Genomic DNA, 14686 nt, shown 5'->3' on the forward strand with positions numbered 1-14686 from the left:
CTGATCGCCGCCTAGCCGATGTATTCGATCAGTGCCACAACCTCTGTGCCCGGGTCCGACCCGGGCGTGAGGGTCAGCGTGCAGCGCTGCCGCGTGTTGCAGCGGAAAGGCAGCCGTTCCTCGGCCGGCCCGCTTGCCTTGAATACGGACAGTTTGGTGGCATCGCCGCTCACGATGGCGTAGCTCCCCCTGTCGCCCGCGGTATCGAAGACGACGCGCGTGACGACCGCATTGAGCGGCAGGATCGCCGTCGGCATGGACCCACGCTGGCCACGCGCCACCCTGAGTGCCATGACCTTGGTCCTGACGGCGGCCGATGCGGCCACGTGCCAGCCAATCTCGGCATCGGCATACACGTTCGCCGCCCCCTTGCCACGGCAGCCTTCCAGCGTCACCACGCGGCGATTGCCAGCGAGGTTGTTGGCCTCCGAGAACATCAATGCTTCGTCGGGATAGGTGTAGTTCACGAAATCGCAGTTGCGATAGACCGCCCGCCCCTGCGCAGCCGGCGTGTTGCCCGAGACATACTGGTGGCGTCCCATGATCTGGCAATTGTCGAACACGACTTGCGCGCCCGCCGTGTTGCCCGGTGAAAACACTGCGGAAACGGTATCGGCCGCAAACGGGCGAAACCCCTGCGAGCCGAAATCGCATTCCCGAAAGCCGATATTGCCCTGCTCCCATTCGCACAGCATCAGGCCGGCGTTGCGCGACTTCTGCTCCACTCGCAAACCGTGGGCCTTGAACGAGCAGACACCCATTGCATGGTTGTTGCCGCGCAGATTGAACAGGTACGTCTGTGTCGACGGCTCGTAGCCGCTCACATCGCAGTCGGTCAGCTTGATATGGCCGCCTCGGCGCATGTCGATCCATGGGCTGGAGCACCAGTACCGGCAATGCTCGAACCAGTAGTTCAGGAACTGGTCTGACGTGTTTTTCTCGCCCACGTGCAGGAACGAATCCCACGTGCCGGCCCAGGTGCAGCGCCAGAACTTCCACTCGCTATTGCAGTTGTCACCGGTCAGGTCAACGCCGTAGCGCCACGTTCCGGTGAACATGCAATCGTCGAAGGCATAGTCCTGCGCGCCGCCGGAACTCACGCTCGTGATCAGGTCGCTCCTGGCGTCCATGCCATGGAATTGCAGGTTGCGCAGCCGCACGCCCAGCGCCTTGTCCTGGTTGTTGAACAACGCCCCCGAGCCGTCGCGGCCCGGCTTGTAGAGGATGACAACGGTGCCCGGCGGGCCATCGCCCTCGATCGTGAAGCCGCATGTGCGGCTGGGAAACTGCCTGGCATTGAACAGCACGCCGGGCCTGGTCAGCAGATAGGTGCCGCGAGGCACGACGATTCGCGCGCCGCCGATGTTGTTCGGGTTCTCGCCGAATGCCGGCGCATGCACCTGGCCGGCTACGGCTTGCAGCGCTGCGCGGAAAGCCTCATCCGAAGGCGACTTTCCGGTGCCGTCCAGCCCCGGAAAGTCGGCAACGGACACCACCTTCTCCGCGGCGTCTGACTTCGGGTTGGCTGGAGCACCCAGATCGCGCGCACCGGCGGCGGTGGCCACGCCCGCGCCGGTCAGGGCGCCAAGCGTTGCCAGAAAACTGCGTCGAAGATTGGGCATCGATGAGTTCCCGTTCCTGTTTGGGAAGCGTTGGTGCCTGCCCCGCGCGGTCTACGCCGCGCGCTGGGTCACTGGCGTGAACGATATGGCTGCCTCGGGCGTATCCGACGTCTCGGAGCTGTCCATCGACATCCACCGGAGATGCTCGATCAGTTGCTCGGCGAAGGCCTGTCGGCTCGCGTCGAGGAACAGTGAATGATCGAGCAGCGGCAAGGTGCGGAACTGGACATTGCGCAATCCCTGGATAGCCTCCAGGTGCTTGCCCAGGCCCAGTCGCAGTTCATGCAAACCCACGTCCGTGGCGCCATACAGGAACATCGTCGGCACGCCACGCCGGTCCAGTTCCCGCACGGCGGCAGCGGCGAACTCGGGCATGGTCTGCTGCACGTCGTTACGCCGCATCCGCCCGCCGACAGCGGACACGCGGTCGTGCACACGCTGCCGTACCCTGCGCAACGTTGCCGACAAGAGGCGGCGCGCGTTGATCTCGCCACGGAACAGCCGTTGCCAGGTTTCCCATTGCCGTGCCGCGGCCAGGTAGACACGCATCGAACGCAGGTGGTCGCCCACCGCCGCATCATCGGCCTCGTCCCAGCGAAACTTCACCAGGTTCACCAGCAGCAGCCCGCTGACGCCCGGGTTGCTCAGCGCGGCATACAGGCCCATGAATGCGCCGGAGCAAACGCCGGCAACCACGACGTCGCCAAAGCCGCGCGCGCGTGCCCAATCCACGGCGGCAGCAAGGTCCGCGCGGGGCTTCATCGAATAGATCGCCGACACGCTCATCTTGCACGCCGGGGCAGGGCTGTCGCCCAGGGCCGATACGTCCAGCCGCAGTGCCGCCGTGCCTGCGCGTGCCAGTTGCCGCGAGACGTCCACGAACATGCGGCCGTCTCCGATGTGATGATTGCCGCCGGTGTTCGGAAAGATCACGACCGTGTTTGCCTGTCTGGCGTTGGCATTGGCCTCTGCGGGCACGCAGAGGATGCCGAACATCCGTGCTTCGTCCAGCCACACCGGGTGTTCCACGACACCGTCCATGCCCTCGCCCACCAGCGCGTCGCCAGCGCTGTTGGCGCTGTTGGCACTGTCAGGTGCGGCCTCCGCGCTGGCCGACACTTCAGGCTGGCGGGCCGTGCCTGCTTTCACCCAGTCGGCTACGTGCTTCCAGGCCTCCACGGGCACATCCGCGAACTCGGTCGAACGCATCATCTCCGGATACTCGGCGAACGGCGCCATGTCGACGTCAACGCCAGCCTCGCCAAGTTTCAGGGCCATCGCCGCAACTGGCGATGCCGCATCCGGCCATGCATCGAGCAGCAACACGCGACGGGCGGGCACGACGTCATCGAGCCGCATCGCCTGGATGGCGGCGATGGTCGCGGCGGACAAGCGGAAGCTGAGCACGTCCTGCTCGCCGGCAGGCGTGGGCGGTACCTCGAGTTCGGGAATCATGCTGTTGCGCCAGCCCGCATGCAACGCGCGAAGCTCCCGCAGATACAAGCGGCCGTTGACGACGGGGGCCAGCATGACCACGCCGCTGACTTCCCGCCCGCGCGCGGCGGCAAGCGCGGCGAGCGATGCCCCCAGGCGAAGCCCGCACAGCACCACCCGGGTGACGTGCGTCTCGCGGCGTAGCGCCAGGACGGCCGCCGCGATATCCGCCAGCGCGCCGCCGAACATGTCCGCGCCGGGCTCCAGATCGGCGGAATCTCCTGTGCCACGGTAGTCGAAGCGCAGCACCGGCACACCAGACATCGCCAGCGCATCGGCCAGATGCCGCCACGCGCGATGGGACCACAGCATCTCGTGGCCCTGCGGCGCGCACATCACCACACCCGTGTCGCCCCCAGCCTCATGCAACCACCCCGCGCAGCCTTCGAACACGACCCGTCTCATGGGTCCTCCCGTTGCAATGGACGGGGTGCCCACGCCAGCCCGCCTCCGCGATGTCGCCCAGACCGGCGTCCGCAGAAACGGGTACGCACCCCGCCGGGCCAGGCCCGTCAGCTCGTTGTTGTCTTGTCTTCCACGGCAGGGACGTGGGCAATCTGCCGGACCGCTGGCATGACCGTGGGCATGCCGAGATAGGGATTCATGGTGCCGAAGCCGACGCGGTTGCTGCGCTTCGGCATCACGCCGTTGAGAATGCCGCCCGAGAGACTGGCCCCGGCGCGGGTCAGGCGCTTGATGGTTTCCTCGACCTGCGACGGCAGCGTCGAATCGGCCCGCAGCACGAGCAACGTCGCGCCCACGACATTGGCGACGAGCATGGCATCCGCCACCGCCAGAACGGGCGGGGTATCGATCAGGACGAGGTCGAAGCGCTCCGCACCAGCACGCAGGCAATCCGCAAAGGCAGGACGCATAAGCAGTTCCGACGGGTTCGTAGGCGGCGCGCCGGCAGGCAGGATCGACAGCCCGTTGACGACGGTTGGCCGTGCCGCGTCGACCAGCGTGGCGCGGCCGGCCAGCACTTCGGCCATACCCGGACCCGCCGGCTGGCCGAACCAGCTCGACACCCGCCCTCGGCGCAGGTCGGCATCGACGAGCAACACGCGCTGGCCCGCTTCGGCGAACAGCACAGCCAGGTTGACCGAGACAAACGTCTTGCCCGCCCCTGCGGTGGGGCTGGTCACGGCCACCACCTTGTTGCTGCCCTCGCGACGCAGGAAATGCAGTGCCGCGCGCACGCTGCGCAGGCCCTCCACGGCCATCGAATGCGGCGCGTTGCGGGCCAGCAGGTATTGATCATGCAAACCCCAATGACCCGGCTCGGCATCGCCGGCCCCGTGCGGCAACGCCTGCGCGACCTGGCGCCCGGGCTCCGGCGCCTGCAGCGCCAGCATTGTCCCGATATCCTGGTCCTTCGCCGTCAGCAGCCGCTCCAGTTCCACCTGTTCGCGGCTGTACGCGACATCCCCGAGCATGGCCAGGCCAAGCGTCTCCTCGGCATCATTGGCGGTGGCCACGGCCGGCTTCATGCGCTGGCGCACCGAGACCACGCACATCGCCAGGCAGATGCCCAGCAACCCGCCGCCCATCGTGAGCGGCGCGGTGCCCACGCCGATTGGCGAGACCGGTGTCAGCGCGATGTCGACCACGCGGGTCTGCCGGGTGCTGTCGAGCTTGGCCAGCGAGAGCTGTTCGAGCCGGTTGCGCAAGGACATGTACATGTCCTCGGCCACCTTGACGTCACGCGTCAGGGCCACGGACTCGCGCTCGGAGACCGACAGCGTCTGCATCCGGGTATCCAGCTCCTTGCGGTCCCGCGTGAGCTGCTGGATCTGGCTGTCCATCGTTCGTACTTCGTTCGACTCTTCCGTAAAGCGCTGCAGCAGCTTGGTGCGGTCGAGCTTGAGCTGGGCGATCTGCTTCTGGTAATCGATGCTGCTGTTCAGGTACGACTGGGCGTCCTGGCTCGGCTGCATCGATCCCGTGCGCGAGCGGTAGCGCGTGAGCGCCGCCTCGGCGCGTTCGAGCTCGTCCTTGACACGCGGCAGTTCGCCGCTCAGGAAGGCCAGCGTGGAGGCTGCCTCGTCGCGGCGCGTCTCGGCCTGTCCGGTAATGTAGGAATCGGCGATGCCGTTGATCAGCGCGGCTACCGCGGTGCGGTCACTGCTCTGCCACGCGATGCGTACCGTGCTGGTATCGCTGCCATCGCTGCCGATGCGCAGTTCACGCGCCACGGTATCGATCGTCTGCGCCGTGTCGTGCCGTGTGACAGTGAATCGCGTGCCCGCGCGCGCGTCGATGCGCGACACCAGGATGGACACGCCATTCTCTTCGACACGGCTGCCGATCTTGCCATCGGTCACGAGCTCGCCGTCGAGCGTCAGGCGATAGGCATCCCCAGGCAACACTTCGAGCGTCATTGGCACGTTGAGCAGGCGCTCCGGCACGTCCAGGGTGCGGATGTCGACCCGCTCGCCGCCCCACGCGTAACCGAGCCGCTCCGGCCACGGTCCCCGGAGCTTGCCCGCCTGCGCGAAGTGCGCGGCCACGCCGCCCAGCAATGGCGCGCGCAGCGGCTCGACGGAGATGTACAGGCGCAGGCGCTCCACCACCGGGCCGACCACGGCGCGGCTGCGCAGCATCCCCACGTCGAACGGTTCGGTGCGCTGCGTGGTGCCCGAGCCGTCACCCTTCTGATAGATCTGCACGAGCGTGTGGGCATCGTAGAGATTGGGACGGGAAATGCCGATCATCGCGGCAATCGTGGCACCAATGACGCCAGCCGCGACAATCCAGCCAGCATGGTCCATCCATGCGCGCAAATGGCGCCCCCCCTTGCGCGTGGCGCTGCTCCCTGGCGCCGGCATCGCGCCGGCAGATGACATGGTGCTCACGTAATACTCCCCTGACGCCTGGCTGGCTCCCGGTGGCCATGGCGCACCGGAGGCCGCGGGACTACTTGCGTCCGTAGTTGTCCTCGACTCTGACGATGTCGTCCTCCCCCAGATACGCGCCCGACTGCACCTCGATGATTTCCAGCGGCGTCTTGCCGGGATTCTCGAGTCGATGCAGCGTGCCGATCGGGATATAGGTCGACTGGTTTTCGGTAAGAATGCTGGTGGTCTCGCCGCAGGTCACCCGCGCGGTGCCGCGCACAACGACCCAATGCTCCGCGCGGTGGTAGTGCATCTGCAGGGAAAGGCTCGCGCCGGGCTCGACGACGATCCGCTTGACCTGGAAGCGGTCGCCATGGTCGATGGAGTCGTAGCATCCCCACGGCCGGTGTACCTTGCGGTGATTGACGATCTCCGCGCCATGCTCCTGGCGCAGCCGCTGCACCACGTTCTTGACGTCCTGCACGTGGTGCTTGTCGACCACAAGCACCGCATCGGCGGTTTCCACCACCACCACGTCCTGCACGCCCACGCACGCGATCAGCCTGCCCTCCGAATGGGCCAGGCACGAACTCGCGCCGTCGAACAACACGCGGCCACGGCCGGCATTGCCGGCGTTGTCCTTCGTGGCGATATCCCAGATGGCCGCCCACGAGCCCACGTCCGACCATCCGGCATCCATCGGCACGAGCATGCCGGGGATACCGCGCAGCCCGTCGAGCTTTTCCATCACCGCGTAGTCGATCGAATCCGACGGGCAAGTGTCGAACGCCTCTTGTCCGATCCGGAATACATCATCCTTGCCGCTTTCACTGGGCTGGCCCGTCTCGTAGGCCGCGCAGCAACGGGCGTGCATCTCTGGCTGGAGCTGCATCACGGCCTTGAGCCATACCGATGCCAGCACGACAAAGATGCCGCAGTTCCACCAGTACTCGCCCGAGTCGACGTAGTGCTGCGCAAGTTCCAGGTGTGGCTTCTCGACGAACCGCTCGATCAGGAACCCGCCCGGCGGCACCGGCACGGCGGCGCGGATGTAGCCGAAGCCTGTTTCCGGCGCGGTGGGACGCACGCCCAGCGTGACGATCGCGCCGCGCTCCGCGTGCAGTACAGCGGCGGCAATGGCATCACGGAAGGCATCGCTATCGGTCACGCTGTGATCAGCCGGCGTGGCCACCAGCACGGCATCGCCACCTTCGCCAGCCGAAGCCATCGCGTGCAGCGCAGCCATGGTCAGCGCGGGCGCGGTATTGCGGCCGCACGGCTCCGAAACGATACGCGCGCGCTTGCCCTTGCGCTTGAGCATGTCGGCGACCATGAAGCGATGCTCTTCGCCGCATACGACGATCTGCGGCGCCTCGACACCGGCCGGACGGCCAGTGCGCGCGGCAACGCCTTCCAGGCGGGCCGCCGTGGCTTCCAGCAACGTATCGTTGGCCACCAGGTTGAGCAGCTGTTTGGGATACTGCTCACGCGACAGCGGCCAGAGCCGCGTGCCGGCGCCGCCCGCAAGGATGACTGGCTGAATCACTGGCCGCTTCACAGGCTGGATCACAGGCATGGAGGTTGCCCGTCCCGGCGCCAACACCGCTGGCGCCTCTACCTGCGCCTGCACCATGACAGGTGGCAGGATCTTCCTCTCCCGGCTTCGCACTCTCATCATGCCCCCGCCTCTACGCAGAAATAGGTTCGCAAGATAGTTCCGGACCGCTGTCCGGACGGATGCCGCCAGTGTAGAAATTCAGCCCGCGCCATCTCTGTTCGATTCCGCACACGCTCGCCGGCGGGGCCGTGCGGCAAGACCGCGCATCTTGCCGTTCTGTGGCCCAGCGTACCGATGCGCGCGCGCGTTGTCGCTGCAATAGCGCTGATTGCGCCCTTGCCGGCCACGGCGGGCAAAGCACAACAGGCATTCGAACCTTGCGGAGAATCGACATGGAGCGCGGTACTGAAACTGTCCTGGGGACGCTCGCGGGTTGCGGCGGCGGAGCGGACTCTGCGGCAGCTATCGCCCCCGCGAACACGCGGCCGGGCGGCCTGCACGGCGAAGACGCGATCTGGCAGGAAACCAACTGCTACATGGACCTGTGGATCGAACTGCTCTACGGCTGGGGACTGGACCCGCGCGCCGCGCTGGCGTTCACGGTCACCCAGGACTTCGAAGGCGACCACTTCACGTTCTTCAAATATCCGCAGGCCGATATCGAGCAGCTTTACGGCACGGTCGTGCAGGAGATGGCCGTCTACGACACGCTGGAGGCACACGTCGCCGAACAGGTCGGACGCGGCCATACCGTGCTGGTCGAAGTCGACAGCTATTACCTGCCCGATACCCGCGCCACGGCGTACCGTCGCGGGCACGTGAAGACCACGATCGCCGTCGACCGCATCGACACGGCGGCCCAGCGGCTCTCGTACTACCACAGCGTGGGCTACTACACCGCCGAGAGCGAGGACTATCGCGGGTTGCTGCGGCTCGATCCTGCCCTGCGCGACAACGGGGACGTGCTGTTTCCGTACGCCGAATGCGCCAAGCGCGTGCGGACGCCGCTGCAGGGCGCGGCGTTGGCGAATGCCGTGGCCGTGCAGATGCGCCGGCATCTGGGCCGGCGTCCGGCGCACAACCCCGTATCGCGCTGGCGCGAGGCGTTCGGCGATCAGGTCGGCAACGTGCTGGCCCGTGGCGATGCGTACTTTCATCACTATGGATTCAACCTGCCGCGCCAACTCGGCGCGAACTTCGAGATGCTGGGCCACTGCCTGACCTGGCTCGGCGAACACGGCTATCGCGTGCCGGCATCTGCGATCCGTGGCGCGGCGACGATCGCGTCGGAGTGCAAGGTATTGCAGTTCCGGCTCGCGCGCGCCGTGGCGCGTGGCCGCCCAGACCTGTGCGCGGAGACACTGGACACGCTGGAGGCCGCCTACTCGGAGGTCATCGACGGGCTGCTGCAATCGTTCGGCAGCATCGATCCTGCGCATTCCTGAACCCCTTGTCGTGAAAGAGGGCCGACACGCCTGGCGCGCCGGCCCTCTCCCCTGCTCCATCCCCATCCCGAGGCGATGTATCAGGCGTGCACGTCGGCCAGCGCGGGCAGCAGGCGGTCGTACTCGCGCTTGACCAGCTTGTAGCACTCGCATGAGTGCTTCTCCAGGCCGCAGCGGTCCAGCACGGTGATATGGCCGCGGCTATGGTGGATCAGTCCAAGGTCCTCGAGCTTGCCGGCGGCTTCGGTCACACCTTCGCGGCGCACGCCGAGCATGTTGGCGATGACCTGCTGCGTGATCACCAGTTCATTGGTACTCATGCGGTCGATGGCCAGCAGCAACCAGCGGCAAAGCTGCTTGTTGAGCGAGTGGTGGCGGTTGCACGCTGCGGTCTGCGCAATCTGCGTCAACACAGCCTGCACATAGAGCAGCGTCACGCGCTGCAGCGCGGGCAGCTGGCCCAGTTCCGAACGCAGCACACGGGCCGGAATCCGGTACGCGAAACCCGGGCTGCGCACTTCCACGCGACTCGGCATCGTGTCGCCACCGGTCACCACTGGAATGCCCACCAGCCCCTCGTTGCCGACGGCCGCGAATTCGACGGTAGCGCCGTCTTCCAGCAGTGACAGCAGCGAGACCACCGACGTGGTCGGAAAATAGACGTGGACGATTCGCTGACCCGAGTCGGTCAGCAGTTCGCCGGCACGCAGGCGAACCAGCTCGAAGTGCCTCGACAACGCCTCCCATTCATGGCGCGGCAATGCGTTGAGCAAGTGATTGACATGCAAGTCCGACCGATGCGTGATCATTTCTAATTCCTCCTTCTGATCCCGAAGCGGCTTCGGAACGCATCCCGCGCCAATCCAAGCGCCCAGGATACGTGACCCGGTTTCGCCGCTCCACCCGTATTCGATTGATGGCGCAAGCCGGCAGCCCTGGGGCCGCCACCCGTTTTCTCCGCCGGGGTTCGACCCCGACTGGCTGTGTTGTTGCTGGCTCTATTAAGTGCTATGCCGCACAGAACCGACAGTAGGCGAACGGTTGGGTCGGCCAGTCATGCTTTGGTAGGTTGGATGGAGGAAAACGGTGGAGGTGCAAGGTGTACGCATAGGCATCACCCGCGCGGGGCGCAGCCGGTGCCAGATGCGCCCGCCGCGCCAGCGTTGGGCTGGCGGGAAAGGTTGAAGTGGGATGAAGGAGGTTGAGATCAGCCGTCGTAGCTGACCGGGCGGGAAGCATTGAGTGCCGAAACTTCGCCCGAAGGGATGGCGCTGGCGCCGCTGGTGACGCCAGCGTCATGCATCAGGCGGATGCGCCGCGTTTCACCCGGGCCAAGGTGGAACCAGTCGGTCTCAGGCTGCATGGCATGGTCCACGATATGAACCCATCGCGCGAAGCGCCGCGTGCCCACCGTGAGCCACCATTGGTCGCCTTCGCGCGCCACGCTGGCCTGCAGCCCCGGCTCGCGCAGCGCGGCGGCGCGGCGATCGGGGAGGTACACCGACTGACTGAGCGGCGGACCGGGTGGCTGATTGAGCAACCCGTTGTCCTCATCCATTGTGTGTAGCGTGGCAATGACCACGTCGTGCGCAGGCGGGCCAAACCGGTAGGCGTAGGTGAAATCGAAGAAATGATCGAACATCTCCGCCGCGCCCAGCCTGCGTGTCTCGCGTGGTGCCAATGTGAGCGTTTGCTCCGCCCGTGCCGCCACCGCCTCGCCATCGCGCAGGCAGCGCAGTGTCAAACATACGGTGCGAGGCGTGGCGGATTCGTTGATCACGTGCGCGTGCAGACCATTCAACCCTTCATCCGTCAGGATGACCTGCAGCGGCTGCCATACCTGGCGCAACGCATGCCATGCGGACTTCGGCCTCGCGCGCGCATCGACGATGCCCCATCCGGCGCCTGGCACCAGATCCTGCAACTGCCACACCAGTCCGCCCTGGCACGTGGACCCCGCACGGCGCCATTCGCCGAAGACCTCCGTCATGATCTCGGCCACTACCGCGCGCGACAGCGCCAGGTATCGTTCCGGTTGCTCGTAGCGCAGCCGGGGTGGATCGACATCGAACAGATCGCGCAGATAGAAATCGCGGATGTCCTCGAAGTCCCACGCCGCGCCCGCGTCGCGCGGTACACGTGCCTTCCAGCGGGGATCATGCAGCGGTTGGAACAGGCCCGCCTCGGAAAGCGTGCGCCCGCACGGCACGTTCGCAAAGGCCAGGCATTCCGAGGTGAAACGGACGTTGGCCATCCGCGCATCGGACAACGGGCGCTGATAGGCGCCCACGCCGTAGTAGTGACTGACACCCGTATCGGGCTGGAACGGCCACGCGCCCTCGCTCGGCGAATTACGCACGTAGATCACGTCGGGTCGATGCTCGCGTACGAGCGACGGAATCAGTTCGTCGAACAAGGGCTGGCGCCACACGTTGCGCGGCGTTCCCATCATCGCGGCCTGCTGTTCCGCCTCGCTGCCGCCGCACAGCACCGCCAGACTGGCGTGCGCCCGCGTGGACGTCAGCCACTGCGCCACTTCGCCCGCGGCATCGGCCATCAGCGCCGGGCTGGCGCTGGACTCGCTGCCATAGTCGAAGTTGGCGAACATGAAGTCCTGCCAGACCATCAGGCCGAGCGCATCGCACTGGCGATAGAACGCCTCTCCCGGATAGCAGGTGACGCCACTGACGCGAACCATATTGGCCCCGGCATCGCGCGCGAGTTGCAGCCAGCGTGCCACGGACGCGTCCGTATCCGCCAGCCCCGGAAGATCGTGACTCGACACACAGGCGCCACGGCAGAACACGCGCTCGCCATTGACGCGCAGCGCGAACGCGCCGTCGTCGCCGGAGCGGTCCTCGGTAATCGTGCGGAAGCCAGTATGCCCACACGCGATCCCAAGCGCGCCGATACTCGCCTCGACGCGGTACAGGGCGGGTTCACCATGCGTATGCGGCCACCAGCGCTGCGCCTGCGCCACGCGCAGCGTGCCCGCAAGCGTATGCCCGCCGACGCGGCGCAGTTCGCCTTGCCACACTGCGTGGTCGGGGCCGATGGCCGCGAACGTTCCCTGCTCTGGCGCCGGACCCGGAAAGTGCAACTGAAGCACCACGACGCCGTCATCACCATCCAGATGACTCGACAACTCGGCGCGCACGCCGTGTGTGACATCGGCGCCCATCGGGTCGAGCAGTTCGATGTCGCGCCATGGCCCCACCGCATGAACGGGCGGGCACCAGCCGGGCATATGACCAAGCAGCGTGGTGCGTACCGCACGCAGCGTCGGCGGCACGATCATGCGCGGCTTCCAACGCACCGGCCCGCGCTGCGTGCGTAGCCACGGGTGCATCGCGCGGAAGCAAAGGTGCAGCACGTTGTCGCCGGCCAGTTCCACTTCCACCTGGTGGGCGGTGAACATGTGCCGCACGGTCAGCACCTTCGTGCCGTTGAACCAGACCTCGGCCAATGTCGCCAGACCATTGAAGCGCAGCAGCCGGCGTCCGTCGCCCTGGAATCGAAGCTTGTACCAGTAGTCATGCTGATGCAGTGGCGGCGGCGCAGCCTCATCCCAGCGGCCTGCGGCACGCAAGGCGCTCGCGACGGTACCCGGCACCGGTGCCGGCAGCCAGTGACCGCCATCATCGAGCTCGCCCGGATGCGCGACCGCGTTCGCGAAGGTTTCCAGCAGGGTCCAGTCGCCTTCAAGCCGCGCATCGCCCACGGCTACACCCGGGCGCAATACCGGCAGCAGAGCCGGCTCCGGATCGCGCGCAGTCATGAGACGGTCTCCCCGAAGCACGCGGCCAATGCCGGCACGGTGCCCTGGTAAGCTGCCTCGAGCTGTGCCAGGCAATCCTGGCATCCGTCGGGCTTGTGGCTGATCACGGCGCGCATCAGGCGGAACTGCATCACCATAGCTTCCGACGCCATCGTGTAGCAGGCTTCGGCCACCGTATCTGGCACCACCTTTCCGTTCATCACGAGCCAGCGCACGTAGCGGCCCATCAGCTCGAAATTGGCGCCGAGCTGGCGCAGCACGCTCGCGGCGTAGATCTGGAAGTTGGGCTCGCCGCGCGACATCAGTTGCTCGAGGTGTGCCGGAAATGCCTCGCGGAAAGCCTTGATCGGGTTCTGGCGCGGACGGCGGGCCAGATGGCTGCGCAGCAGGTCCATCGACGCCCGCAGCAAGGCATCCTCCGCCTGTGCGGCAAAGCGGCGGCGCACAACCTCCGCCTGCGGAAACGACGCGGCGCCCCAGGAAGACTCACCATCAAGGCTGCGAAAGATCGACACGTAGTCGTCGCCGCTCGCGGTGTGATAGCCGTCGTGATGGTAGTAGCCCACGGCCGTGGCCTCGGGCACCAGCACGTCGATCGCAATGCAGGACCGCGCGTGCTGCCGACGATATGCGCCGGGCGACTGCGGCAGTTGATAGTTATCGACCTCGAGCAGCACCACGTTGCCGCGATTGGTCTGCGCGGCCACATGCGTTTCGAGTCTGCCGTAGGTCGACAATTCGTCCTTGACGATGCCGTAGAGCAGCTCGAGGTCCGCTGACGGAATATTCAGCGATGTGAACTGGTCACCCTCGAAATCGAGGGTGACCGTAAATGGCAATGCGGCGATGGGCTCCAGCTCCCATCCATGCAACAACTCGATCCAGAGATCGATATGGCGGTTGGCATGCGACCACACGGGGTTACCCCCGTGCAGCGCATAGGCTCCGCCGCGCGTGCGCACCTTGCCATCACCGTACATTTAGATGCCTCCCAGCGTTTCCCTTACTGCCTGAGGCCACCTGGCTGGGTCAAGTCCATGGTGCTTCAGGAGCGCCAGCACCAGCCGTTCGATACCGAAACCGACGCAGCCCGTGTGGGCGACGCCACCGTCGTGCAGTCCGATATGCCAGAGCGCACCGAAGTGATCCATGTGGTAGTTGAAGCTCATGCAGGCCGTCGGCGGCGCGCCGTCGTTCACCGGGATCAGCAGTTCGAACTTGAGCTTCAGCTCGCGCTGGCTATCTGCCACGATCTTGCCGCCGCGCCCGAAGAACGGGTCATTGGCCACGTCGACTTCCACCGGAAGCTGCAGGGCCCGACCGAACGCCAGCCCACGCTCCATCCACAACTCGCGGAACGCCACGATCCGCTCGGGGGACCCCAGGCAAACGTACTCGCGCTGCCGGAATAACTGCATCCGGGTAGGCTCCAGCGACGGTTCGTGCCGATAGCAGTACGACATCACGTCGACGATCTTGCCCTCGGCGGGCAGCGGGCCGCGCTTGCCGATGACGGGATAGATCGGGTAGCAGGCGGCGGGCGTCATCACCACGCCCGTGAACTGCTGCTGATCGGTCCAGTCCTGCTTGTCCTCGAGCCGCGCCAGCAGTTGTCGATGCCCGCGATCGTCGCCGCAGAAGCTGTGGATCGTGCCGGCAAGCTGCGGAAAGCTCTTGAGATACTCGCTGGTTTCGAAATCATCCTTGCCGATCGCTGGCGGGAAGCGCAGCACTTCGGCGTTCTGGTCCGCGCCGATCCGCGTGAACGCGGCATTCAGGCCGTCGGCGATGCCTTCGAACACGGCACTGCGGCCGTAGAGGCCACGCACGCCAGTCTGGATCAGCAGCCCCGCTGCCAGCAGCGATTCGAGGAACGTTGGCGGTTGCGCGGCCATTGGGTCCGCGCCACCTGCCGGACGTGCCTCGGTAAGAGTGTGTGCATCCATGGATGC

9 protein-coding genes are annotated in these 14686 nt (G+C 66.2%); 1 reads left to right on the top strand and 8 read right to left on the bottom strand.

Annotated elements, in window-relative coordinates:
- Positions 1–11 precede the first annotated feature (11 nt).
- The 4 genes from WD006_RS23065 to WD006_RS23080 form a co-directional block, all read right to left on the bottom strand.
- Positions 12–1622: a hypothetical protein gene (locus WD006_RS23065; RefSeq protein ID WP_011518054.1), complete on the bottom strand. Its 1611-nt coding sequence runs from the start codon at positions 1620–1622 to the stop codon at positions 12–14.
- 51 nt (positions 1623–1673) lie between these two features.
- Entirely contained in the window at positions 1674–3521 is a 1848-nt protein-coding gene (locus WD006_RS23070; protein WP_011518053.1) for an alpha/beta fold hydrolase, read from the bottom strand.
- 107 nt (positions 3522–3628) lie between these two features.
- Positions 3629–5962, bottom strand: coding sequence for a polysaccharide biosynthesis tyrosine autokinase (locus WD006_RS23075; protein WP_035820283.1), 2334 nt, complete (start codon positions 5960–5962; stop codon positions 3629–3631).
- A 70-nt stretch (positions 5963–6032) separates the two neighbouring features.
- On the bottom strand, positions 6033–7529 hold the full coding sequence (locus WD006_RS23080; protein ID WP_029308693.1) for a mannose-1-phosphate guanylyltransferase/mannose-6-phosphate isomerase: 1497 nt from the start codon (positions 7527–7529) through the stop codon (positions 6033–6035).
- A gap of 374 nt (positions 7530–7903) precedes the next feature.
- On the opposite strand from WD006_RS23080, the gene WD006_RS23085 reads away from it, so the two are divergent.
- A complete protein-coding gene (locus WD006_RS23085) occupies positions 7904–8956 on the top strand; it encodes a DUF1839 family protein (protein ID WP_029308694.1) in 1053 nt (350 codons plus the stop codon).
- An 80-nt stretch (positions 8957–9036) separates the two neighbouring features.
- On the opposite strand, the gene WD006_RS23090 is transcribed toward WD006_RS23085, so the two are convergent.
- From WD006_RS23090 to WD006_RS23105, 4 genes are all read right to left on the bottom strand, one after another.
- The gene (locus WD006_RS23090) at positions 9037–9765 is read right to left on the bottom strand and encodes a Crp/Fnr family transcriptional regulator (protein WP_008650019.1); all 729 of its coding nucleotides are present in this window, start codon (positions 9763–9765) and stop codon (positions 9037–9039) included.
- 398 nt (positions 9766–10163) lie between these two features.
- On the bottom strand, positions 10164–12734 hold the full coding sequence (locus tag WD006_RS23095) for a glycosyl hydrolase 2 galactose-binding domain-containing protein (protein WP_011518049.1): 2571 nt from the start codon (positions 12732–12734) through the stop codon (positions 10164–10166).
- Positions 12731–13714, bottom strand: a complete 984-nt coding sequence (locus tag WD006_RS23100) for a DUF1839 family protein (RefSeq protein ID WP_011518048.1) — start codon at positions 13712–13714, stop codon at positions 12731–12733. The genes WD006_RS23095 and WD006_RS23100 overlap by 4 nt, the downstream gene beginning before the upstream one ends.
- Positions 13715–14680, bottom strand: coding sequence for an amino acid--[acyl-carrier-protein] ligase (locus tag WD006_RS23105; RefSeq protein WP_011518047.1), 966 nt, complete (start codon positions 14678–14680; stop codon positions 13715–13717).
- Positions 14681–14686 lie beyond the last annotated feature (6 nt).

Origin of the sequence: Cupriavidus sp. Met-2, from assembly GCF_049843575.1 — a bacterium.
Classification (GTDB): Bacteria; Pseudomonadota; Gammaproteobacteria; order Burkholderiales; family Burkholderiaceae; genus Cupriavidus; species Cupriavidus metallidurans.

Bases quoted from the DNA above. Each gene is read 5' to 3' on its own strand.
- WD006_RS23070 (WP_011518053.1), bottom strand. From the start codon at position 3,521: ATGAGACGGGTCGTGTTCGAAGGCTGCGCGGGGTGGTTGCATGAGGCT.
- WD006_RS23085 (WP_029308694.1), top strand. From the start codon at position 7,904: ATGGAGCGCGGTACTGAAACTGTCCTGGGGACGCTCGCGGGTTGCGGC.
- WD006_RS23090 (WP_008650019.1), bottom strand. From the start codon at position 9,765: ATGATCACGCATCGGTCGGACTTGCATGTCAATCACTTGCTCAACGCA.
- WD006_RS23095 (WP_011518049.1), bottom strand. From the start codon at position 12,734: ATGACTGCGCGCGATCCGGAGCCGGCTCTGCTGCCGGTATTGCGCCCG.
- WD006_RS23105 (WP_011518047.1), bottom strand. From the start codon at position 14,680: ATGGATGCACACACTCTTACCGAGGCACGTCCGGCAGGTGGCGCGGAC.
- WD006_RS23080 (WP_029308693.1), bottom strand. From the start codon at position 7,529: ATGCCTGTGATCCAGCCTGTGAAGCGGCCAGTGATTCAGCCAGTCATC.
- WD006_RS23065 (WP_011518054.1), bottom strand. From the start codon at position 1,622: ATGCCCAATCTTCGACGCAGTTTTCTGGCAACGCTTGGCGCCCTGACC.
- WD006_RS23075 (WP_035820283.1), bottom strand. From the start codon at position 5,962: ATGTCATCTGCCGGCGCGATGCCGGCGCCAGGGAGCAGCGCCACGCGC.
- WD006_RS23100 (WP_011518048.1), bottom strand. From the start codon at position 13,714: ATGTACGGTGATGGCAAGGTGCGCACGCGCGGCGGAGCCTATGCGCTG.